General features: G+C 55.5%; 17 protein-coding genes. 16 read left to right on the top strand and 1 reads right to left on the bottom strand.

Annotated features, from left to right (window positions below; translation table 11 throughout):
• Positions 1–22 precede the first annotated feature (22 nt).
• From H035_RS0112840 to H035_RS0112790, 11 genes are all read left to right on the top strand, one after another.
• Positions 23–499 (top strand): low affinity iron permease family protein, encoded by a 477-nt coding sequence (locus H035_RS0112840; protein WP_022949374.1) that lies wholly within the window; start codon positions 23–25, stop codon positions 497–499.
• Between the two features lie 108 nt (positions 500–607).
• Positions 608–3,400, top strand: coding sequence for an XrtA/PEP-CTERM system TPR-repeat protein PrsT (gene prsT, locus H035_RS0112835; protein ID WP_022949373.1), 2,793 nt, complete (start codon positions 608–610; stop codon positions 3,398–3,400).
• 25 nt (positions 3,401–3,425) lie between these two features.
• Positions 3,426–5,738 (top strand): efflux RND transporter permease subunit, encoded by a 2,313-nt coding sequence (locus tag H035_RS0112830; RefSeq protein WP_200861548.1) that lies wholly within the window; start codon positions 3,426–3,428, stop codon positions 5,736–5,738.
• Positions 5,710–6,513, top strand: coding sequence for an outer membrane lipoprotein-sorting protein (locus H035_RS0112825; protein ID WP_235044582.1), 804 nt, complete (start codon positions 5,710–5,712; stop codon positions 6,511–6,513). The genes H035_RS0112830 and H035_RS0112825 overlap by 29 nt, the downstream gene beginning before the upstream one ends.
• Position 6,514: 1 nt before the next feature.
• Positions 6,515–7,753 carry a glycosyltransferase gene (locus H035_RS0112820; RefSeq protein WP_022949372.1) on the top strand — a complete coding sequence of 413 codons (1,239 nt, stop codon included), beginning with the start codon at positions 6,515–6,517 and terminating at the stop codon, positions 7,751–7,753.
• 3 nt (positions 7,754–7,756) lie between these two features.
• Positions 7,757–9,382 carry a GMC oxidoreductase gene (locus H035_RS19645; RefSeq protein WP_022949371.1) on the top strand — a complete coding sequence of 542 codons (1,626 nt, stop codon included), beginning with the start codon at positions 7,757–7,759 and terminating at the stop codon, positions 9,380–9,382.
• A 4-nt stretch (positions 9,383–9,386) separates the two neighbouring features.
• Positions 9,387–10,271 (top strand): methyltransferase domain-containing protein, encoded by an 885-nt coding sequence (locus H035_RS0112810; protein WP_022949370.1) that lies wholly within the window; start codon positions 9,387–9,389, stop codon positions 10,269–10,271.
• Positions 10,268–10,870 carry a class I SAM-dependent methyltransferase gene (locus H035_RS0112805; RefSeq protein WP_022949369.1) on the top strand — a complete coding sequence of 201 codons (603 nt, stop codon included), beginning with the start codon at positions 10,268–10,270 and terminating at the stop codon, positions 10,868–10,870. Before H035_RS0112810 ends, H035_RS0112805 begins: the two co-directional genes overlap by 4 nt.
• A 10-nt stretch (positions 10,871–10,880) precedes the next feature.
• Positions 10,881–11,660, top strand: coding sequence for an SDR family NAD(P)-dependent oxidoreductase (locus tag H035_RS0112800; protein ID WP_022949368.1), 780 nt, complete (start codon positions 10,881–10,883; stop codon positions 11,658–11,660).
• Positions 11,661–12,086: 426 nt separating this feature from the next.
• The gene (locus H035_RS0112795; protein WP_022949367.1) at positions 12,087–12,932 is read left to right on the top strand and encodes a PEP-CTERM sorting domain-containing protein; all 846 of its coding nucleotides are present in this window, start codon (positions 12,087–12,089) and stop codon (positions 12,930–12,932) included.
• A 158-nt stretch (positions 12,933–13,090) separates the two neighbouring features.
• Positions 13,091–14,446, top strand: a complete 1,356-nt coding sequence (locus H035_RS0112790) for a hypothetical protein (RefSeq protein ID WP_022949366.1) — start codon at positions 13,091–13,093, stop codon at positions 14,444–14,446.
• A gap of 165 nt (positions 14,447–14,611) precedes the next feature.
• Here the strand turns inward: H035_RS0112790 and H035_RS19640 are convergent, their stop codons facing one another.
• Positions 14,612–16,612, bottom strand: coding sequence for a ThiF family adenylyltransferase (locus H035_RS19640; protein ID WP_022949365.1), 2,001 nt, complete (start codon positions 16,610–16,612; stop codon positions 14,612–14,614).
• 235 nt (positions 16,613–16,847) lie between these two features.
• Between H035_RS19640 and H035_RS0112780 the strand changes: the two genes are divergently transcribed.
• The 5 genes from H035_RS0112780 to H035_RS0112760 all read left to right on the top strand — a co-directional run bounded on the left by H035_RS0112780 (position 16,848) and on the right by H035_RS0112760 (position 22,088).
• Entirely contained in the window at positions 16,848–17,639 is a 792-nt protein-coding gene (locus H035_RS0112780; protein ID WP_022949364.1) for a PEP-CTERM/exosortase system-associated acyltransferase, read from the top strand.
• A 275-nt stretch (positions 17,640–17,914) separates the two neighbouring features.
• Positions 17,915–18,838 carry a hydroxymethylbilane synthase gene (hemC, locus tag H035_RS0112775; RefSeq protein ID WP_040574417.1) on the top strand — a complete coding sequence of 308 codons (924 nt, stop codon included), beginning with the start codon at positions 17,915–17,917 and terminating at the stop codon, positions 18,836–18,838.
• A complete protein-coding gene (locus tag H035_RS0112770; protein ID WP_022949362.1) occupies positions 18,831–19,589 on the top strand; it encodes a uroporphyrinogen-III synthase in 759 nt (252 codons plus the stop codon). The genes hemC and H035_RS0112770 overlap by 8 nt, the downstream gene beginning before the upstream one ends.
• Before the next feature lie 21 nt (positions 19,590–19,610).
• The gene (locus tag H035_RS0112765; protein ID WP_022949361.1) at positions 19,611–20,834 is read left to right on the top strand and encodes a uroporphyrinogen-III C-methyltransferase; all 1,224 of its coding nucleotides are present in this window, start codon (positions 19,611–19,613) and stop codon (positions 20,832–20,834) included.
• Between the two features lie 9 nt (positions 20,835–20,843).
• Entirely contained in the window at positions 20,844–22,088 is a 1,245-nt protein-coding gene (locus tag H035_RS0112760) for a heme biosynthesis HemY N-terminal domain-containing protein (RefSeq protein WP_022949360.1), read from the top strand.
• The last annotated feature ends 26 nt before the right edge of the window (positions 22,089–22,114 follow it).

Raw genomic sequence — 22,114 nt, 5'->3', positions numbered from 1 at the left:
TACCCCAAGAGGAGGAGAACCCATGGCTAAAAGAGAGGAACTGAAAATCGCCGCTGCAATCGAAGCTCGGTTCCGGCGATGGGGTGTCAATACCGGTTATTGGATCAGCCGTTTCGACCACTTCGCCCGTTTGTCTTCGCGCTTGGCGGGAAGGCCCTTCGCCTTCAGCATCGCCATCGCCATTATTTTGCTGTGGATGCTGAGCGGGCCGGTGTTTGGCTTCAGCGACACCTGGCAGTTGATCATCAATACCGCCACCACGATCGTGACTTTCCTGATGGTGTTCTTGATCCAACACACCCAGAATCGCGACACCGACGCCATCCAGATCAAGCTCGACGAACTCATCCGCGCGATGGATTCGGCCGAAAACATCCTTTTGGATCTGGAGGAAATGGAGGAGAAAGAATTGGAGATCCTGCGTCAGCGTTATCTGGACTTGGCTCGGCAAGCCCGCGAGCAGATTCATAAGCGGCGGATTGAGGAACAGGAGGAGTGAAAAAGCGATACCTTATCCCTTTCGGGGACAAGCACAAGTGTTTTTCTAGCGTTCGAAAAAAGCCGCGCCGGAATTTACATGTTGTACATTATTCACAGGAGTTTACTCATGGCCCATTCCGCACTAAGTTTACGCCGCTTAAGCGTGGCGTTGATAGCCGCATTGACAATCAGTGCCTGCTCCCCCGATCTGACCGACGCAGAACACATTTCCCGGGCAAAGGAATATCAGGCGCAAGGTGACCTGCGCGCGAGCATAATTGAACTCAAGAACGCCCTGCAGAAAAACCCGAAAAACCCTGAGGCAAGAAGGCTTTTGGGACAACTTTATGTCCAAGCCGGCAATGGGGCCTCGGCAGAAAAGGAATTGCGTCGCGCGGTGGAATTGGGTGTGGCTAAAGAAGCGATTATGATTTCTCTGGCTGAAGCACTGATATTGCAGAACAAACATCGAGAAATCTTGGATAAAATCGAGGTGCCGCCGAATCTTCCCCCTCAACAGCAAGTGAAATTAATGTCTTTGCGCGGCGATGCCTGGCTAATGGTGGGGAATCTCGACAATGCCGAGGCTGAGTATCGACGGGGGTTGGCAATTGATCCACAAGCTCCTCTGCCGAAACTTGGGATGGCGCGATTGGCGGCAAAAAATAATGACTTGGGGCGGGCGGAAAGGCTGCTCGACGAAGCATTGCAGGTTGCTCCCGAGGAGGGACGCCTATGGCGCTTTAAGGCTGAATTGGCAAGGGTTGCGGAAAATTATGAAGAGGCCGAGGAGGCTTATGACAAGGCAATCGACTTTAATACAATCAACATTTCAGACCTTGTCGATCGTGCTTTAGTTCGTATCGAGCGTCAAAAGTATGCAGGGGCGACCGAGGACATCCAACGGCTTCAGAAAATCGCGCCTCGCTATTTTATGACCCACTATGCTGCTGGTTTATTAGCTTTGCAGCAAAAACGATACGCCGAGGCTCAGACCCAGTTGGAGCAAGTCCTTACTCTCAATAACCAATATCTGCCCGGCTATTATTTTCTCGGCGTGGCCCATCTGTTGCAGAATCATTTGGCCCAGGCAGAAGAAAATTTGTCGCGCTTTATGACGTCCGCTCCCAATTCAGTTCGAGCGAGAAAAGTATTGGCCTTAACCCAGCTCAGACTGGGGGCGGCTAAAGAGGCCAAAAAGACGCTGGAGCCGGTTTTACTTTTTCAACCGGAGAATCGCGTTGTTCTAGAAATTATGAGCAAGATAGAGTTTGCGCTGGGAAATCAAGACAAGGGTATTGAATATCTGCAGAAAATGGTGGGGCTGGAACCGGAATCAGCCGAATATCGAACTAAGTTAGGTTTGGGGCTATTGGCCGGTGGAGAGAGTGAGTTAGGAATCAAGGAACTCAAGGAAGCCTTGGTTCAGGATCCCGGTCTGATTCCTGCCAAGGTCCAATTAGCCTTGTCCTATCTGCGGACCAAGAAATTCAATGAAGCGGAGGAGTTGATCCAGAGCTTGCAAGACGAGAAGGATTTAGTGGACAGCGCCTTGCCATTTAATCTGCTTGGTGCGCTTCAGCTTGCGCGGGGGGAAAGCGAGCAGGCGGAGAGCACTTTTCAAATGGCCTGGGAGAGAGAACCCGGCAATCCTGCAATTGCTCACAATTTGGCGCAGTTTGCAATCAAAGACCAAAAATATAGCGATGCTCGGGACTTATACGAAGTTGTTTTAAAACGACATCCGAAAGATCTGGCCACGCAGCTTCGTTTAGCTGAGCTGGATGAAAAGGAAGGCAAGTTGGAGGATTTCCGCCAAAAATTGGAACAGGCTGTTAGCGATCATCCTGAAAGCCTAGCTCCCCATGTAATTCTGGCCCAATTTTATTTGAATTACGGGGAGTTCCAGAAAGCGCAAACTTTAGTAGAAAAGATCCTGCCGAGATATCCGCAACAGGTAGATCTATTGATGTTGTTGGTCAAAGCCCAGATGCAGACCGACCAATTGACGAGCGCCCGCGAAAGCGTTCAGCAACTTCTGGAAGCGTCGCCATCCTCGGCTGAAGCCCATTATTTGGCTGGCAAAGTGGCACTTGGAAATGACGATTTTGTGAAAGCCGAACGCATGTGGAAGAAGGCTGCGGAATTAGATCCCGCTTTTATTCCTGCGAGGCTGGCGTTGATCAAGCTGAAATTGTCGCAAAACAAGATCCAACAGGCCCAGGAAGACGCACAGAGATTATTTGAAAATTATCCGGACAATGCGGGTGTGCTCGCCTTTCGAGCTGAGCTGGCGATGAAGTCGGGTGACTGGGAGGCGGTGATCTCCAATTACGAAAAGGCATTGGCACAATCGGCCGATTCCAGCTGGACGATCAACCTGGCTCGCGCTTACTGGTTCAGTGGAGACAAAAAGCGCTCCGAAGAGATTCTGAAGACTTGGATGAGTAAACATCCGGGCGACGGATCTGCTGCCTACGCTTATGCCAACCTGCTGTGGAAAAGTGATCGTCTGGATGAAACGATAGATCGCTTGCGTGCTTTGTTGAAGATATATCCGGATCATGCCATGGCGCTGAATGATCTGGCGTGGCTGCTGCGGAATAAAGCCCCCCGAGAAGCATTGCGTTACGCGGAACGGGCGGTTAAGTTGATGCCGGAGTCCGCTCGCATGCGCGACACATTGGCTTGGACTCTCAGTATCAATGGGAATAACAGCCGCGCATTGGAAGAAATGCAATTGGCTGTCGCAAAGCAGCCAGAAAATCCTCTAATTCAATACCACTGGGCTAAGTTATTAATTGCCGACGGCCAAAAGAACAAGGCACGTCAGGTATTGGAATCGCTTTTGACCCAGGCGGAGCAATTCCCGAAACGTCCGGCGGCACAAGCCTTATTGAAAGATTTACACCCTGATTAATATGCATCGAAGCTACCTCAAATGGATGCATCGCTGGCGCTGGTGGGTGCTAGTGACGCTTCTTTTGGCAACAGGTGCGCTTATCAGCGGTGCCCGATTCCTGACTTTTACCACCAACTATCGGGTATTTTTCAATCCCGATAATCCATACCTCCAGGCCCTTGACACCATTCACGACACCTATACCAAGGATGACACGGTGTTGTTTGTCCTAACTCCCAAGGAAGGCAGCGTATTTAATCTCCGCGTTCTTGATGACGTGGAATGGCTGACGCAGCAAGCATGGTTAATCCCCTATGTGCAAAGGGTCGATTCCCTGCAAAACTTTCAGTACACGGTAGGGCGTAGCAATGAACTTATCGTGCGCGATCTCTATCGAGATGCTGAAACCCTAACGCAGGGCGATATGGCTGCAATTCGCCGGATTGCACTTAGTGAACCCTTGCTGGTTCAAAGAGTCGTATCTCCCGACGGGCGAGTGACGGGAGTACACGTGACAGTCCGTCTGCCCGAAGTTGATGAACAGACCGAGATCCCCAAGGTAGTGGCGCATGTGCGGCAGTTGGCGCGGCAATTGGAGGAACGCGATCCTTTGCTGGAAGTCCGGCTGACCGGCGGCGTGATGATGAGCCAAGCTTTCCCTGAAGCCTCCCAGCAGGACATGGGAACGCTGTTCCCTCTCATGTTCGGTCTTGTGTTTGTTGCTATGTGGCTGCTATTGCGTTCCCTGGTTGCCGCTTTGTGGGCTTATCTCGCTCTCTTGCTGTCTATTGGTGCGACCATGGGTTTGGCCGGCTGGTTGGGTTTTCGCATTTCCCCCCCTTCGGCAGCGGCGCCCAACATCATTCTAACCTTGGCGGTGGCTGATTGCGTTCATGTTCTGATGACTTTTCTGATTGTTTTGCGGCGTGGCTGGCTCAGCCCACTTGACTGGCGTCAATTTCAGTTCAATGCTATGACCGAAAGCTTGAAAACCAATCTCCAGCCAGTTTTTCTAACCAGCTTTACCACCGCATTAGGGTTTTTGAGTCTGAATTTCAGCGATTCTCCTCCGTTTCGCGATTTGGGAAACATCTCGGCTATGGGAGTGGGGTTCGCGTTTATCTATACCCTGCTGCTATTGCCATTGCTGGCCATGTTCATGCCGATTGGCATTTCTAGTGCCGTCAGCCATGATGCTATTTGGATGGGAAAACTGGCGAATTTCGTGGTTAACCGACGTCAAGCGTTGTTGGTTATCATGCCGGCAATTGTGCTTTGCTTGTCTGGTTTTGCTCTACGCAATGAACTCAACGACGATCTGATTAAATACTTTTCGCCTTCGGTGACATTCAGAGCGGATACGGAGTACGCCACCTCCCGTCTAACAGGTATGTATATTATGGAATATTCGCTTCGGGCTCCCCAAGGAGGAAGTATTACCGAGCCGGAGTATCTGAAATCCTTGAATCGCTTTGCCCATTGGTTCCGAAACCAACCCGAGACCCTTCATGTCTATTCGATCGCCGATATTATCAAGCGCCTTAATAGAAACATGCATGCCAACGATCCGGCTTGGTATCGAATTCCGAACAGCCGGGAATTGGCCGCACAATATCTTTTGTTATACCAGATGTCCCTACCGGCAGGATTGGAGCTCAATGATCGCATCAATGTAGATAAGTCGGCTTCGCGCATTACCATTACCCTAAAAAACCTTTCTAGCAATCAGTTGTTAGACCTGGAACAGCGTTCCGACCGTTGGCTGCAGCAAAACACCCCTGATTACATGCAGGCACAAGCGGCGGGAACAGTCATGTTCGCCCATATCGGCCAAAGCAATATCCGTGGCATGTTGCTGGGCGTAGGGGTGGCTTTTGCGGTGATTTCCTTGACGCTGGTCGTTGCTTTCCGTTCTGCTTTTTGGGGGCTGGTCAGTCTGATCCCTAACGTGGTTCCGGCGCTTATGGCCTTCGGATTGTGGGGAATAATCCACGGGCAGATCAGCATGGGCTTATCGGTGGTGGCGAGTATGACGCTGGGGATCGTGGTGGATGATACGGTCCATTTTCTGAGTAAATATCTTCGCGGTCGAAATTATTTGCAATATTCGCCCGTGGCTGCGATCAACTATGCTTTTGAGCAGGTGGGCAGGGCCATATGGGTTACTTCATTGGTTTTGGCGGCGGGTTTCCTGGTGCTGACTCTGTCGGATTTTGAGATCAACGCCCAAATGGGTCTTTTGGTTGCGGTTACCATCAGCTTTGCGCTGATGGCAGATTTTCTTCTGTTGCCGCCTTTGTTGCTTGCAAGTGAGAGGGAAAAAAAGTATGCCAATGCGACGCAAATCGATAATTAAATTATCTTTGTGGTTTGTCTGTTTGTTTTGGTATCCCAGCGTTTTCGCTTTAACGCCAGAAGAGCGGGGTCTGGAAATCGCGCGTGAGGTCGAGCGGCGCGACGAAGGGTGGCGAGATTTCCGGGTCGACCTAATGATGCTGCTGCGTAATCAGCGCGGCGAAACTAGCAAACGCTACCTTCGCAGTTTCAATTTAGAAGGAAACGATGATGGCGACAAAAGCCTATTGATTTTCGACAGCCCCGCCGACGTGGCCGGCACCAAGTTCCTGACTTTCTCCCATAAGCAAGGAGACGATGACCAGTGGCTGTATCTGCCTGCACTCAAACGGGTGAAAAGGATTTCTGCCGCCAACAAGGGCGGTTCTTTTATGGGCAGCGAATTTTCTTACGAGGACATGACTGCACCGGTGCTCGAGAAATACACCTATAAATACTTGCGTGACGATAATTACAAAGGGCGTTCGGTATTCGTAACTGAACGTTATCCCAAGGACGAGAACTCTCTTTACAGTAAACAGGTGATCTGGACCGATCAGGAACATTATATTCCTTGGAAGATTGAATACTATAATCGTCGCGGCGATCATTTGAAATCCCTCACCTATCATCGATACAAACACTACTTGGGTAAGTTTTGGCGGCCGGGCAGGATGTTGATGATCAACCATCAAACCGGTAAGGCCACCGTTTTGGTGTGGGAGGATTATCGTTTTCACAGTTCCGAAATCCGTGTGGAGATGTTCAATCCCGCCATCCTGCCGCGGTTGCCCTGATATGGGAAAGACACGGATCTTGTTCTTCGCCGAGGCGGTTACCCTGGCTCATTTGGCCCGGCCGCTGGCCTTGATCGACCAGTTGTCGACGGATGAATGGGATGTTCATCTGGCTTGTCCGGATAATGGCTTTCGAAAATTCCTGACTGATTACACACTTCCCATCCATTTTCTTGATAGCATGGCTCCGTCCCAATTCAGGCGAGCGCTGGATTGGGGGTTGCGTATCTTCTCCAAAAACCTCCTCAGGCGCTATGTCGCCGACGATCTTCGACTGCTTAATCAGATCCGGCCGGACGTGGTCGTGGGGGATTTCCGCCTGTCGCTTTCCATCAGCGCCCGGACAGAGGAGGTGCCTTATGTCAACATTGCCAACGCCTACTGGCGACCGGAATGGTGCGCGATTCCTCCCTATCCCTGCTTGACCCCCCTGGAATGGTTGCCTCCGGCGTGGTTGGAACCTGTATTCCGCAAGGTCATCTCACAAGTCTTCGCCATTCACGCTCGCCCTTTTAATAACCTACGCCGGCGCCACGGTTTGGCAGAACTGCCGCCGGATGTCAGGTATTTTTACACCGACGGCGATACCGTATTGTATGCCGATGTTCCCGAGCTTTATCCGGGGCTTGCTTTGCCGGCCGACCATCACTTTTTGGGTCCGGTCCTTTGGTCCACCAAAGCGGCGTTACCCGAGTGGTGGGAGCGCTTGCCTTCGGACCGGCCGGTCATATTCGTGACTTTGGGAAGCTCGGGACGAACCCACCTTCTGCCATCGGTCATTCAAGGGCTTTCCTCTCTTCCTGTCACTATCGTTGCCGCTACTTTGGGCAAAATAGATCTCGGCAAATTGCCCGCCAATGTTTTTGTCGCCGAAGAACTGCCCATGGAAGTGGTGACTCGCCGAGCGCAATTGGTAGTCAGCAATGGGGGCAGCTTGACTACCTACCAGGCACTGGCGTGCGGAATACCGGTAATAGGCATTTGCTCCAATATGGATCAATTGCTGAATATGGGGGCTATCGCTCACTTGGGTGCCGGCATTGCTTTCCGCGCTGCTCGCGTCGACCCCCTGGAAATTTGTAAAACGGCAGCCTTGATACTGGAAGATGTTGCTTATGGTCGGGCAGCCGGTGACGCTGCCTATATATTAAAACAATACGATTCCGGCCAATGTTTTCGAGAAATGGTGGCGCAACAAGTCGACTCAAGCGGAGGAAGAAACTCCTCCCCCCTTGGATGAAGCATGATCGAAGATATCGTTAACAAACACTGGGATGTTGTCGTGGTAGGGACAGGCATGGGTGGGGCCACTATCGGTTATGCCCTGGCAAAAGCCGGTAAGAGCGTTCTTTTTTGTGAAAAGGGAAAATCTCCCTGGTCTTCCACCGGTTTGAAAGGTCGTTACGCTGAAGACTATATCGGGACCCTGTCCCCGAATTTGAGTCGGAATAACATTTTCAAGGATGCAGGTAGGGAATGGACTGAAATCGAAGATAGGACAAAACGCAGGATTAAGGCTTTCACTCCATTTGTCGGTTCAGGCTCAGGCGGTTCTACCGCGCTTTATGGTATGGCTTTGGAACGTTTCTTCCCGGGGGATTTTACCCCCGGCGCCTGTTATCCGGAGGCTGGTGCTAGCACTTTGCCCAAGCGCTGGCCGATCGCCTACGAAGATTTGCTTCCTTACTATGCCGAGGCGGAAAGGCTCTACCGCGTACGAGGTACCCCCGATGCCTTGCGGGGTAAGGATTTCCATCCCCCGTACTTGGAACCGCCGCCTCTGTCAGAGGGAGGAGGGGAATTATTCAGTTTTCTCCGCGAGCAAGGCTGTCATCCCTATCGACTTCCATCTGCCTGTGAATACAGGCCGGATTGTAATTGCTGTCAAGGTTATCTATGCGCCAGGGAATGCAAAAATGACAGCAATCGCATATGTTTGCAACCCGCCCTGAGCAGATACGGTGCAACGCTTTTGGACGATTGCGAGATCCTCAGGTTGGAAGCAACGCACCATAAGGTCACGGGCGTGATCTGCAGGCGCGCATCACAAACAATCAGGTTGAAGGGATCAATTATAATTCTTGCGGCGGGCGCACTCTTCAGTCCGAAAATTCTTCTTCAGTCGGTTTCCGACGAATGGCCCCATGGACTGGCCAACCATAGCGGGTTAGTGGGCAAGAATTTAATGCGCCACTATATTGATTTATATGTGCTCCGGCCCAAGACCGGGGTTGCTGTAAAAACGGCCTGGAAAGAGTTGGCTTTCAGCGACTATTATTTTGAAGGTGGTCGTAAATATGGTTCCGTACAAGGTTTCGGCGCCCTTCCGCCGGCACCTCAGCTCGTGGAGAGTCTGGCGCAAGAGCTGCGCCAGGGGCCGTTTCCCATTGCCGAATTTTTGTTCAGACCCATGAAGCCGCTGGTCCGGAAATATCTTGATGCGCGCTTGTCCCGAAGCGTTATTTTGGCTTCGATGGTGGAGGATTTGCCTTATCAGGATAATCGGGTCGAAGTGGAAGCCAATGGGCGTTTACATTTCTACTATCGAATGCGTCCAGTTGAAAAAGAACGGGTGAAGCAGATGCGGTCGCATATGCGCCGTCTGCTCAAGCCTTATCGACCCATGCTGATCAAGCAGGCGGAAAACAACGAGCGGTTGGCGCATGCGTGCGGGACTTGTCGCTTCGGGATCAATGCTTCCGACAGTGTTCTGAACGGAGACAACCGTGCCCACGGATTGGAAAATCTTTACGTCGTCGATGCCTCTTTTTTTCCCAGCAGCGCGGGGATTAACCCCAGTCTGACCATCGCCGCCAACGCTTTGCGGGTGGCGCATAAGATTACTGTCAAGCATGCATTCGAGAATTAAGCCAATGTCACAATACAAATGTCTCATCTGTGGTTACGAAACCGACGCTCCCGAAGCCGGGGACGTCGGGGCATGTCGTGGCAATACCGCACGTTTCCGAGATCGCCTCCACAATCTGTGGAAGTGCCCAAACTGTTTCACCATCCATAACATTGATCCTGTGGATTTCGAGGATATCTATCGCGATTATCCTTTAAATAAGCGGTGCCTGGATATTTACGCGCGAGGCACCCTCAGCAATCTCTTAAGACGTTTGCGCCGGGCCGGGCTTACGAAGCAGGCATCGATTCTCGATTATGGTTGCGGCAACGGGGTTTTCGTTCAATACCTCGAGGAAAAAAGTTATACCGACGTCTCCGGTTACGACCCTTTTGTGGCCGCTTATTCTAAGCAACCTGAGCGTCAGTTCGATTGCGTCGTTGGCAATGATGTGATCGAACACGTAGCCGATCCTCGCCAAACCATCCGTGAATGTTCCGAACTGGTTAGGCCGGGGGGGCTGCTCTATTTGGGCACTGCTGATTCCGAACCGGTAAAAATGAACGATCTTGAGTCTCATCTGATGAGATTGCATCAACCGTTCCATCGCCTGATCGTCACCGAGAAAGCCCTACATGCCTTGGCTGAAGAAACGGGTTTCGAATTTGTTCGGAGTTACCGCCGTTCCTACATGGATACTTTGATACCGTTTTCCAATTACCGCTTCCTCGATGAATTCAGTCGGGCCTTGGGTCACGATATGGACTTGATGCTGGATCCGGCGTCAGCCAAGGTTATGCTGCGACGGCCGCGGCTTTGGTTTTACGCTTTTTGGGGGTATTTCTTTCCTTCCGCCTTCGAGCCGGCGGTGGTTCTGCGCCGGCCTCTCAATCAAGGAGCAAGCAAATGAAGATGAACCGGGTCGAAAAATTTCTGATGAACAGTCCCGTCCGGGCGGCGTTTCAGATATGGTACGAAGTGCCCCTCCTGGAGCGGCTGGGTGGGCGGACGGAAGGCATGCGGGTTTTGGAGATTGGCTGCGGGCGCGGCGTGGGAACCCGGGAGATTTTTCGCCGCTTCGGGGCGCAATCCGTGTATGCCCTTGATATCGATCCCGATATGATAGCCAAGGCGCGTCGCCGTCTGAGTGATTTTCCTCCCGAGCGGCTTCGCTTTGAAGTTGGTGATGTCACTGCCATCGACGCCGAAGACGCCAGCTTCGATGCGGTGTTCGACTTCGCCATCCTCCATCATGTCCCCGTTTGGCAAGACGCGATCAAAGAGATCCGAAGAGTGCTCAAATCCGGGGGACGTTTTTATTTTCAGGAGGCCACCAGCCACTTTTTGGACAAGTGGTTTGCCCGAACCTTTCTGGAGCATCCGGCTGATAATCGCTTCAGTGGTCCCGAGTTTGTTGCCGAATTGGAGCGGCAGGGCTTCCGGATCGGGGAAAAGTGGGTCGAGCGAGGGGGGGGAGACTATGTGTTCGGGGTGGCTTTCCGGCTCTGAGAGATCGGCCATGCGGCTTGAAGCATTGCAGGGACATTGGGCGCTGGTGACCGGTGCTTCCTCGGGTATCGGGCGCGAATTCGCGGTGCAGCTCGCGGCCGCCGGCGTAAATCTCGTCTTGGTGGCGAGGAGGGCGGAGCGCCTCCGTATCTTGGCGGTCGAACTTTCCGAGACGCATGGCATCGACGCCTTTGCCCTTCCCGCAGACCTGGCGCAGCCAGGGATAGCAGAGCGGTTGCATCGGCGCCTGCGAGAAGAAGAGATTTGTCCAAAGCTGCTGGTGAACAACGCCGCTCTGGGGCGTTGGGCCCCTTTCGAGAAAAGTCCCGCCGATTTCTATGAAGAGATGATCCGGGTGAACGCCGTAGCGCCGGTCAGCTTGTGCCGCGAATTTATGCCCGATTTGGCCTCCTCCGGCCGCGGGGTGATTATCAATGTGTCGTCGCCGGCGGCCTACCAGCCCGTTCCCTACATGGCGGTGTATGCCGCCACCAAAGCTCTTCTCCACCACTTCAGCCTGGCCCTCCATGAGGAATGGCGCGGCAAGGGGGTGTGGGTCCAGACCTTCCTGCCCGGGCCCACCCCGACCAAGCTGGAAGGGGCGCAGGCGGGGATAAAAGGAGGAAGCTCGGCAACCGAAATGGTACGGACCTCTCTTGCCCGGTTGGGACACCCCTTGGTGATCGGTGCCCGCGGCACTTTCTTGCAGCGCCTGTTCGTCCTGCTGCCTACTCGCTTTGTCCTCGGCCGGGTGGGCACGATGTTCCGCCCCCAGAAAAACTGTACCTAAACCCGAATTATCGGGAGAGCGAAGAGACTGTTTTTCCCGGATAGGCAACTACAGTATTCCCATTCCGTAAAATTCAAAAAAGTGCTGAGCGACTGATTCAGCGGAGCGGCATAGGGGGCCTGGCTTTGATCCAGGGCCGCCGGAAGGCGGCCCACTATCTGAGGAGAGCATCGAGTCGAACCCGGACGGAGCGTTGGAAATAAAAGTGAGCCTCGGGGGAAGGCAAGGTTGGAGCAAACCTTGTCAGAAATATTTACAGTTTCAAGCCGAGCTCCGCCAGTATTTCCGAGGCTCTGTTGTAACCTTATGTTTATAAATAGGTTTTTATTTTTGGCATGAATATCGCTTAATCCATGGCGGGATATGAATTAAGACGTATCTCAAAGGTTATAAGCCTTGGTAACAACGTTGCAACAGGAGATGAACATGAAGACTTATTTTAAATCTGCGGCTGCGATCGGGGCGCTGCTCCTGAGCGGTGGCGCCAGCGCGCAAGTCATTGACCTTTTTGTGGACCCGGGGACGGGACAGGTGGCGTCTGACGTCGTAGATGGAGCGAATGCCGATAATGCGAACAATTTCAGCGAAGCGGGAAATTTTCCAGCCACCATCGTGGGCGGATACCGCGATCTGAAAGCGGACGCCATCTCGGGTGCGAATGACGTGAGTGGAAACGGTGTTTTCGATGTCGGGGATTCGGGTACCGTCTTGAGTGTCAGCGGCGGCACCCTGACATTTAACAACGACACCGGCGTCAGCGGCATCGGGACCATCCAATGGGACGGCAACGACGGTTCCAGCGGCCTGGATACGACCGGCCTCGGGGGAGTCGACTTCATCAACCAGGAGGGTTGCCCCGTTACCGGTTGTGATCGATTCGTGTTTGAGGTGCTGGAGGCGGATCAGGGTTTTGAATTTGATGTTGGGATATGGACGGACGACGATAACTTCACCAACTTCACTCTGATCTCCGATGGCACGCCGGGAGTCAGCGAACTGTTGTTCTCCGACTTTACCAACGCGGCTCTGTGCGGTGCGGTAAATCCGTCCCCCGGAGTTGCAGCCGTCGAGTGCGGTGCCGGTAATTCCGTGGTCGACTTTAACAATGTCGGTGCCATGCAGGTGGTATTGAATTCGGATGGAGCAACGGTCGCTGTTGACCTGGAAATTGGCGCCATCACGAAACAAGGTGTCCCCGAGCCGGCGACGCTTGCCTTGTTGGGTGTCGGTTTGGCGGCAGGAGGCATGGTGCGCAGAAAGCGGATCGCTTGATTTGCCTGATGATCCATCCTCCAACCTCTGGTGAGGCACCATGAAATCGTAAAAATAAAGCGGCTTTCTTCCAACGGGAGCCGCTTTTTTTGTGTGAATACGGGGAGCCCTCGCAGAGAAATGCCGGCAACCCCGCCAAACTTAAACGGAGAATTCCCATGCGTACTTACATTCAAAAGCTTAGAAAGTATTCTTTGACATCGAGGCGGATGGCATTTTCTCTGCTCGTTGGTCTTGCTCATAATGCCGCGGCTGTAAATGGCGACAAGGTGGTCGTCGACCTTTTCACCGAGCCGCAGGTTGCCTCCGATGTGGTTGAAGGGGGCGCGGGCGACTTTCAATCGACCGGCACAGGAATCCCCTCCATTCTGGGCGGGCAGCGCGATATTTTCGTCAACGCCTTGTCAGGCACCAATGATGTGAATGGTAACGACGTTTGCGATGTAGGTGACAAGTGTGCGGTGATGTCCATCAGTTCCGGCACGCTTAGGTTCAACAACGATACCGGCGTGACCGGTGAAGGTATCGTCCAGTGGGACGGCGACGATCAAGATATCGCTCTGGTGCCCGATGGATTGGGAGGGTTCGATCTGACCGCCGGCGGCACCGCAAGCGGTCTCGAATTTACGATCGACGAGGCCGATCAGACCTTCGTCTTCACCATTGAAGCCTATACGGACGCGACTCACTTCACGATATTTACCATTCAATCCTCGGTGGTTGCACCGGGTTTTCCGATAACGCGAACCATTCCATTCACGGTCTTTGAAGAGACGGACTTTTGTGGAGACCCGGGAGCGACTGGCGATCCCCAGATTCTTAATGTGGAATGCGGTGGAACACCGGAGAATCCCCAGACGGCTGACCTCAGCAATCTCGGGGCCTTGCAAGTCCAGCTCAATCTGCCGGACGAAAACCAAATGCGGACGGTCGCGCTGGATCTGAAGATTCAGGAAATCGTCGCGCCGAAGGAAGAAGAGGACGGCCAAGGGCGGGTCTCCCCCACGGGGACAACCTGTGAAGATTTCGTCAACGATGATCCTGACTCGATTCTCGAGAGCTTCGATATGCGGGTAAGATCTGGCTCTGTTTTTAATGTGACACCCGGCGCCGCCTTCTACTTTACACGGTTTGATTTTGACCCAAGCAGCAGCGACTTCATCGTCGACATCGTGCAAAGTTCAACCGGTGGGCCTGACTATGAGATGGACTTGACGACTTGGCAGCTCTTCGAAGTGGTGGCTACCGACACAGGCTTCGAGTGCGAAATTATTACTCAGGATAGCTTTGCGGACCCGACTCTGACCGATCAGACGCTTGACTTCACCGGTTTGGGCTTGCCTTCAGGCGAATATGCCATGCGCATCCGGATGAATCCGAAGAGTATCGAAGGGGAGACTGACCCGGGATCGGATCTCACGAACAATTTCCAAACGCTTCTGGATGGCAACCTGGTTGATCAGGATCCCGATGGTGTGCTCTTGGATCGGAACGTACAGGGGGGAGGACCATAAAGCCATAGGGCGTACGTAATCCCATAAATTGTTATTAACGATATTTGCCGCCAACTCATCGTCGATGAGTTGGCGGCGCTGTATCAGGTGCCTGCCAAGCGATATCAAGATACTATTGTGTACGCTTCCAGCGTTTTCCAGCAGCGGTTAAAGTGCCTCAGGCGGTCACGTCACCCGCAACGCATCCATGGATCTACGCAGAGAGCGGGCAATTGCGGGGGGAGCATCGCCGATTCGTCCGGCAAAGACAATCCGAACCGGATCGCCGTAAAGGGATTGGAATCGTTCTGCCAGATGCTGGGCGCCTTTCCGGACCGTGTTCGTTTGGGTAAATTCGACGCCCTTCTGAACGTAACCGGAAAAAATCAACGGCGTCATTTCCGGCTGGAGTTGCAGCCCTAGCGAAGCGGCCGTCAACCAGAAGCGCTGCAGGGCGCGCCCGGCTTGCAGGTAATCCTCGAGCGATTTCGGTCCCTGTCCGGCAACAAGGGCAAAATGGGCGGCGCAGAAAATCCCCGGCAAGAAGTCCAGTTCGATGCGTGGTAGCCAGGTACCGGCAAGCCATTTGTTAAGAAACTTGACCCGCTCCCAGCTAACCATTGCCCAGCGCATCAATTTCAGGGCCAAGGGGTCGAGACCGACCGATTGATCCGGAATCTTGTCCTCGCTGAAGCGGGCGTTCCACTCGATCACTTGACTGTGAACTTTGTAGGCTTCGGGCATGGTCAGGCGCAGCTTGGCGTTGCGGAACATCAACAGGGCGGCCTGCCAGCGCTGTTTCCAACTTTTCAGCCATAAAATCCGGTAACGATCTCCGACGGCTTTCTCTAGCGCGCGTATTTCCCGCCGGCTGAGGGGACGGGTCCGGTACGGCCTGCGGTTGACCGAGCGCAAAGGCAGGTAGGGGTAGAGGGGGTCGGGACGGGTCTCGGGATCCTCTTCGAAATAAACGTCGATGACCGGGCGGGTTTCCGGACTGTCGGGGCGCCGTTCGAATCGTGCCTTGAGATTGAACTGACTGGCGGCGATAGCGATGGATTCCAGTAGTGCCCCGACCGCTAGCTGGCTGGCGCGGCCTTCCAGGTCGTACACGCACCAATCGCGGGTGTCGTGAGCATGGACAGCCAGATGCCGATCATCGATGAGTTCGAACCGCCACGGCTGGGTGTTGTCCCCGGAAGGGGCCCAGCGGGCGGCATCGAGGATTTCCTCGATCGCGGTTCGGGGTGGTGTTTGTTGATGGGTGTCAGAATTTTTTACAGCCATGAGCTGTTTTCGGGCAATGGTTAAGGCGAGTTTCTGCAGCGGGTTCCGGTTGCCTCCGGGGCGCCAGGTCTTGACCCATCGGTTGCGATAGGCGTCGAACTGCATCCCCCACGGAGCGGCTTTAACCGGTCCCCGGTGCAGTAAAATCTTGAGCGCTTCGGTGGCGGCGGCCCCCGCGCAGAGTTCACACGCCATGGGAGTGGAGGGCCCTTTGTGGTGGGCCAAGTCCACCCCTGTGGGATCGGCGAGATAGCCGGTTTGCAGCATCCGCGGGGATAGCCCCAATAGGAAACGGAGAATCTGCTCGTCTTCGGATTGCCCCTCAAGACGAAAATATTCCTCGAAAGTCATCCCGCCGGGCAAGAAATTCAACAGTGCCACCCCCATCCCCAGAGGAGCGGCGGTAATGGCGGGAATGCCTTCCTCTGCGCAGTGGTCGAATACTATTCTGCGGGCGTCGAAGGCGAAAAAATCGAGCCCGTCCACGTACAAGTCCATGCCGGCAAAAAATTTCGCTAGATTGTTTCGGGTGACCCCTTCCGGAAACCGGTGAATTTGCAACTCGGGGTTGATGTCAAGGGCCATTTCCGCCAGCACTTCCACTTTGGGCCGGCCTATGTGACTGACGGTGGCGCCGGCCTGACGGTTGAAATTGGCCAGCTCGAAAACGTCGAAGTCGGCGATGTGAAATGCGCCAACACCGAGGCGGGCCAAAGTCAACAGGTGGCTTCCGCCAACGCCGCCCATCCCGGCGATGGCGACATGCTTGGTGCGCAATATTTTTTGTTCGGTCGCGGTGATCCAGCCGAGATTGCGGGAGAAAGCCTCGAAATACCTGAAATGGGGGGATGGGTTCATGGTGTCGAATGTCAGTGCGGTGATGGTTTTAGTATAAAGCATAGATGAGTGGCAAGATTAGGGTGCTTTGTGCTTTGTGCTTTGTGCTTTGTGCTTTGTGCTTTGTGCTTTGTGCTTTGTGCTTTGTGCTTCGGGCTGCCGGTGCAGGATGTCAAGCACCGAGAACTATATCTTTGTGGTGCTATTGCGTTTAATTTTTCGTAGGCCTTATGTCTGCTAACTGAGTCCGTGGTCTAGAATTAGACCAAACAGATTCAAAATTCCGGAGGCAGCCGAAATGACGGGCATGGAGCGAAGTCGGATCAAAACATCCGCTTCCGCAGGCGAGCTCGAATTGCGCACCAAGTTTTATCAGTACTTCGAACTCGTTCCCGCGACGAGTGAAGCGCTCAAGCGCGAGGTTTACAAGTTGAGATTTCAGGTCTATTGCGTGGAGACGGGGTTCGAGCGCAAGGAAGATTGCGAGGTTTTCAACGATAGCGGCCGGAAGATTTTCCTGGAGAAGGATATTTACGACCGGCGCTCGGATCACTATCTTGTTCGTCATCGCCGCACCGGGCTCTATGCCGCCACCGTGCGGCTGGTGCTGCCGGATGCCGGCGATGTCTTGGAGACTTATCCTATTGAATCACACTGTAGGCTGGAGAAGCCGATGACCGATCGGAAAATTCGCCCGCATTTGGCGGAGATTTCCCGGCTCGCGGTTTCCAAGGAGTTCAAGAAACGTCCCGGGGAGGCCGGCACCCTCGCCGGCATCGGGCCCCAGCCGGCGGTTTATTTCGAGGCCGATGAGCGCCGCATCTTGCCGCATATGACCGTGGGCTTGTTCGCCGCCATCGTGCGCATGACGCGCGACCGCGATATCTCTCATTGGTATGCGGTGATGGAGCCCGCGCTGCTGCGGCTGCTGCGATTGTTCGGGATTCGCTTTGCGCCCATCGGCCCGGACGCGGACTACCACGGAGTCAGGCGGCCGTGTTTGGCGGAGGTGGATCGGGTGTTGCCCATGATAAGAAAAGTCAATCCGGCGGTGTGGGATTTGATTACCGAGGGAGGGAAATACGCCTGATTCGTGCAGAAACCGTGGGTTGAAGCCGGGAAATGCGCGGCGTGTCCCGTTTGCTTCGCGGGTAGCGAATGCGCGGAATGCCGACTAGTTTCGCGAATTAAGGGGGTGTCCCGAGAAAGTGTCCTATACACTCTGAGATGCCTGCCGAGGCAAGGTTCGGTCTCGACCCGCGTATCGGGTTTCCGCTTCCCATATTCCCCCTGAATGTGGCATTCAAACAACTCGCGCTGAATTTGCTACAATGCCGAAATTGATCAATTGGCTGGTGTATTGGAGTGGCGCGTACGATCCGAATTGCAACCCGAAAAAGTCCCCTCGCCTTGTGGCAGGCCGAATACGTGGCGCAGCGCCTGCGCGAGGCCCATCCTGGGCTGGAAGTGTCCTTGGTGCGGATGGTGACTCGCGGAGACAAGATTTTGGACACGCCGTTGGCCAAAGTGGGCGGCAAGGGTTTGTTCATCAAGGAATTGGAAGAGGGAATGATGGCGGGCGAGGCCGACATCGCCGTCCATTCCATGAAGGATGTCCCGGTGGCGCTTCCGTCGGGATTTCATATCGGCGCCATCCTCGAGCGGGACGATCCCCGCGACGCCTTGGTCAGCGTCAATTATCCCGATCTCGCCAGTCTCCCGGAAGAGGCCCGCATCGGCACCTCCAGCCTGCGTCGCCAGTGTCAAGTGAAGCATCGTTATCCGGGGTGGCGGGTTTCTACCCTGCGGGGGAATGTGGGCACCCGGCTGGGCAAATTGGAAGCCGGCCAGTTCGACGCCATCATCCTGGCGGCGGTGGGGCTGAAACGGCTGGGCTGGGCGGATCGGGTCACCCAATACTTGGATTCGGATTTGAGCCTGCCCGCCATCGGTCAGGGGGCGTTGGGCATCGAATGCCGCCGCGACGACGCCGAGCTCAATGCCTTGATCGCGCCGCTGCACCATCCGGATACGGCCGCATGCCTGGCCGCCGAACGGTCGTTGAATGCCCGTTTGGAAGGCGGTTGTCAGGTGCCCATCGCCGGGTATGCCCAGTTGCATGGAAAACGCATCCATCTGCGCGGGCGAGTGGGCATGCCGGATGGGTCGGAGCTGATCGCCGCCGAGATTGAAGGGGCGGTCGAGGAGGCCGAAGCCCTGGGGACCGCCGTGGGGGAAACCTTGATCGCCCAAGGGGCGGGACGAATCTTGAAGGCGGTTTATGCCTGATGCCGAGGCGCTTGCCGGGTTGCGAATCCTGGTGACCCGGCCGCGGAAGCAAGGACGGGCATTGTGCCGGGCGATCGAGTCCCTTGGCGGCAGCGCCTATCCTTGTCCGATGTTGGAGATCGATCCCGTCGATCCGCCCCCGCCCGATTGGTGGCGAGGTTTCGACTGGTTGATTGTCGTCAGCGCGAACGCGGTTCGGTTCGCCCTCGAGGCGGGGTTGGCGCGGGCGGCGCATCCCCCTCGCTTGGCGGCGGTGGGGAAGGCTACCGCCGCGGCGTTGAGGGAAGGGGGATTGGCGGTGGCGTGCGAGGCGCCGCCGCCCTATACTTCCGAAGCCCTGCTCGCGGAGCCACCCTTCGAGCAAGTGGCGGGGCAACGCATTTTGATCGTGCGGGGCGTGGGCGGGCGGCCCGATTTGGGACGGACCTTGACCGAGCGAGGGGCCCGGGTGGAATATCGGGAACTGTATCGGCGAAACCCTCCGCATTCGGACACCATCGCGCGGCTACGGTCATTGCTGGCTCGAAGCGAGCTCGATGTGGTCCTGGTCAGCAGCGGCGAAGGCTTGGCCAATTTATTGGTGGCCGCGGGCGAGTGGATCGATGGGCTTCGCGCCTTACCGGTGGTCGTGGTCAGTCCGAGGTCGGCCGAGGCGGCGCTGCAAGCCGGTTTTGCGGATGTGATCGAGGCCCCTTCGGCGCTGGATGAAGTGGTCCTGGAAACCTTGAGGGCGCGCTTCGGTTTGAAGTGACGGGAGAATAGGAAACATACCATGGCGGATTTGCACCACGAAGACGAGTTTGAGGACGAGGGCCTGTCGCGTCTCGGTATCTGGATTGCGGTGGTTCTGCTGATTCTGCTGGCGAGCTTGGGGGGCGCGGGCTACTACGTCTTCCAGATGCTGCGGACCGAGCAGAAGGGATTGGGCGGCGAAGTGGGCAAGGAAACCGAAAGGGTGCTCAATCTGACCCAGCAGATAACCGCCCTGCAAAAGGAGGTGGCGACGCTCCATTCCCAGGTGACCCAGCTGGAAGGCAAGGAATCGACTCAGCGGCAACGCTGGCAGAATATGCTGGACGATCAGGCCGAGGCGTTCGATAAAAATTTGGCCGCCCTGGAAAAGCAATTGGAGATGAGCCACGCCAAGCTGCAGTCCCATATCGGCGCCCTCCAGCGCCAGATCGGCCAGACGCGCAGCGATGTGATGATCGCCGATGCCGAATACCTGCTCAACGTCGCCAGCCAGAAACTTCGCCTGGTGGGGGATGTGGAATCGGCGCTGAAGGCGATGCAGGCCGCCGACGAGTTGCTGCGGCTTGCCGACGATCCCGCCTTGTATCGGGTGCGCGAGGCGCTTGCCCGCGAGATCGGCGCGTTGAAAAAGGTCCAAACGCCGGATGTCGTGGGTGTCTCGGCACAGATCATGGCCCTGGAAGACCGAATTTCAGCCTTGTCTCTCCGCCTGCCCCACATGGGGAAAGTCGCTCCCAAGCAGGAAGGCGACGGCGAGGAAGGCGGTTTGCTCGAGAAATGGCAGGAAGTGCTCACCATCCGCCGCCGCGAGACCGACCAGTCGGTGGAGGCGATCTTGACCCCGGAGGAAGTGGAAGCGATCCGCCATGCCTTGATTCTGAAGCTGGAAACCGCGCGCTTGGCCGCGGTGCGGGGGGAATCCGAGCTTTTCCGAAGCAGCCTGGAAGGGGCCAAGAGGTGGGTCCAAGAGCATTTCGATCCCGAAACCGAATCGGTGCAGGAATTTATGACCGATTTGGAGGAACTGAAAGCACGTCCGGTGGCGGTGAAAGTTCCCGAAGTCGGGCGGGCGCTGCAGTTGCTGCGCCGGCTTCCCCAACTGCGCTTGGAGATGGATCGGCTGACGCCGTCCGAGGCGGCATCCGATAAGTCCGCCGGGAATGGATCGAAGCCGCCGCGAGAGGAATCGCCCCAACCCGAGCAGGCACCCCGATCGCAACCACCAAAGCCGGCGCAGCCGTAAGGGGGATTTATGCAGGCGTGGAAAAAGCAGCTTATCCTCTGGACCGTCATTTTGGTGCTCGCGGCGGGCGCCGCCGCCCTGCTGCCCGGTTTGAAACTGTTGCGCGACGCCGGTTACACCTTGATCGGCTGGGGGCGGTGGGAGATCGAACTGACCACGCTCACCTTGGCGTTGATCGTGGTCATCGGATTTATTCTGTTTTATGCCGCCTTGCGCTTGATCAGCTTGGCGGTCAATTTTCCCCTTCAGCAAAAGCAGAAGAAAGAGGCCCGGCAGCGGGAAGCCGCCTTTCGCCGTTTGGTGGAAGGCATGCGCGAGGCCGCCGAGGGCAATTGGGAGCGGGCCGAAAAGACACTGATCGAGAACGCCGCCGTCAGTAGCCAGTCCTTGGCCCATTATTTGACCGCCGCTCGATTCGCCCACCACCGCGGCGCCAAGTCCGAGCGCGACACCTATCTGAAGCAGGCCTACGAGGCGGAACCGGATGCTCAATTGGCGGTTCGCTTGACCGAGGCCGAATTGCACCTGGCCGATGAAAATTTCGACCAGGCGCTCGAATCCCTCACCCAGTTGGAGAAAGTCGCTCCCCGCAACGCGCGGGTGCTGCGTCTGCTGCACGAGGCCTACGCCAAGCTGGAGGACTGGGAAGCGCTGCACAAGCTGTTGCCTCGTCTCCATGAAAACAAAGTGCTCCTGGAAGCGGAAGTCCACTTGCTGGAACTGGAAACCTACAGCGCGATGCTGAGGGAGCGGTCCGCGGCCGGGGACGCCGAGACGCTGCAGGCGCACTGGCAGGAACTGCCCGAGCATATGCGGCAATTACCCGATCTCCAGGCCATCTATTTCGCCGCCATGATCGAATGCGGCGCCGGCGAGCGCATCGAAGCTCCGTTGCGCGCAGCGCTGGAAAAACATTGGGAGGCACCGCTGTTGATCCTATACGGCGGTCTCGAGTTGTCCGATGTCGCCGCGCAGCTGCAGCAAGCCGAGCAGTGGCTGAAACGGCATCCGGATGATCCGGTCCTGCTTCAGGTGCTCGGTAAACTCGCTTGGCGTACCGGCCAATCCGAGCAAGCCGAGACATATCTCCACCGCAGCCTGAAAATCCAGCCTTCGGTCGAAGCCTACCGCTTGCTGGGAGATCTACTGGAGGAAAAAAATGCCTGGAAAGACGCCTGTGAATGTTACCGGCGCGGCATGATGCTGGCCTCGCAGGCGGTAATCGAAGAAGTCCAGGCCCATCCCGAGGGGTAGGGGCGACCGGCCGGTCGCCCCTACAT

This window comes from Methylohalobius crimeensis 10Ki (assembly GCF_000421465.1).
GTDB classification, from domain to species: domain Bacteria; phylum Pseudomonadota; class Gammaproteobacteria; order Methylococcales; family Methylothermaceae; genus Methylohalobius; species Methylohalobius crimeensis.
The sequence above is the reverse complement of the archived record's forward strand: the minus strand, read 5'-3'. Positions and strand labels throughout refer to the sequence as shown.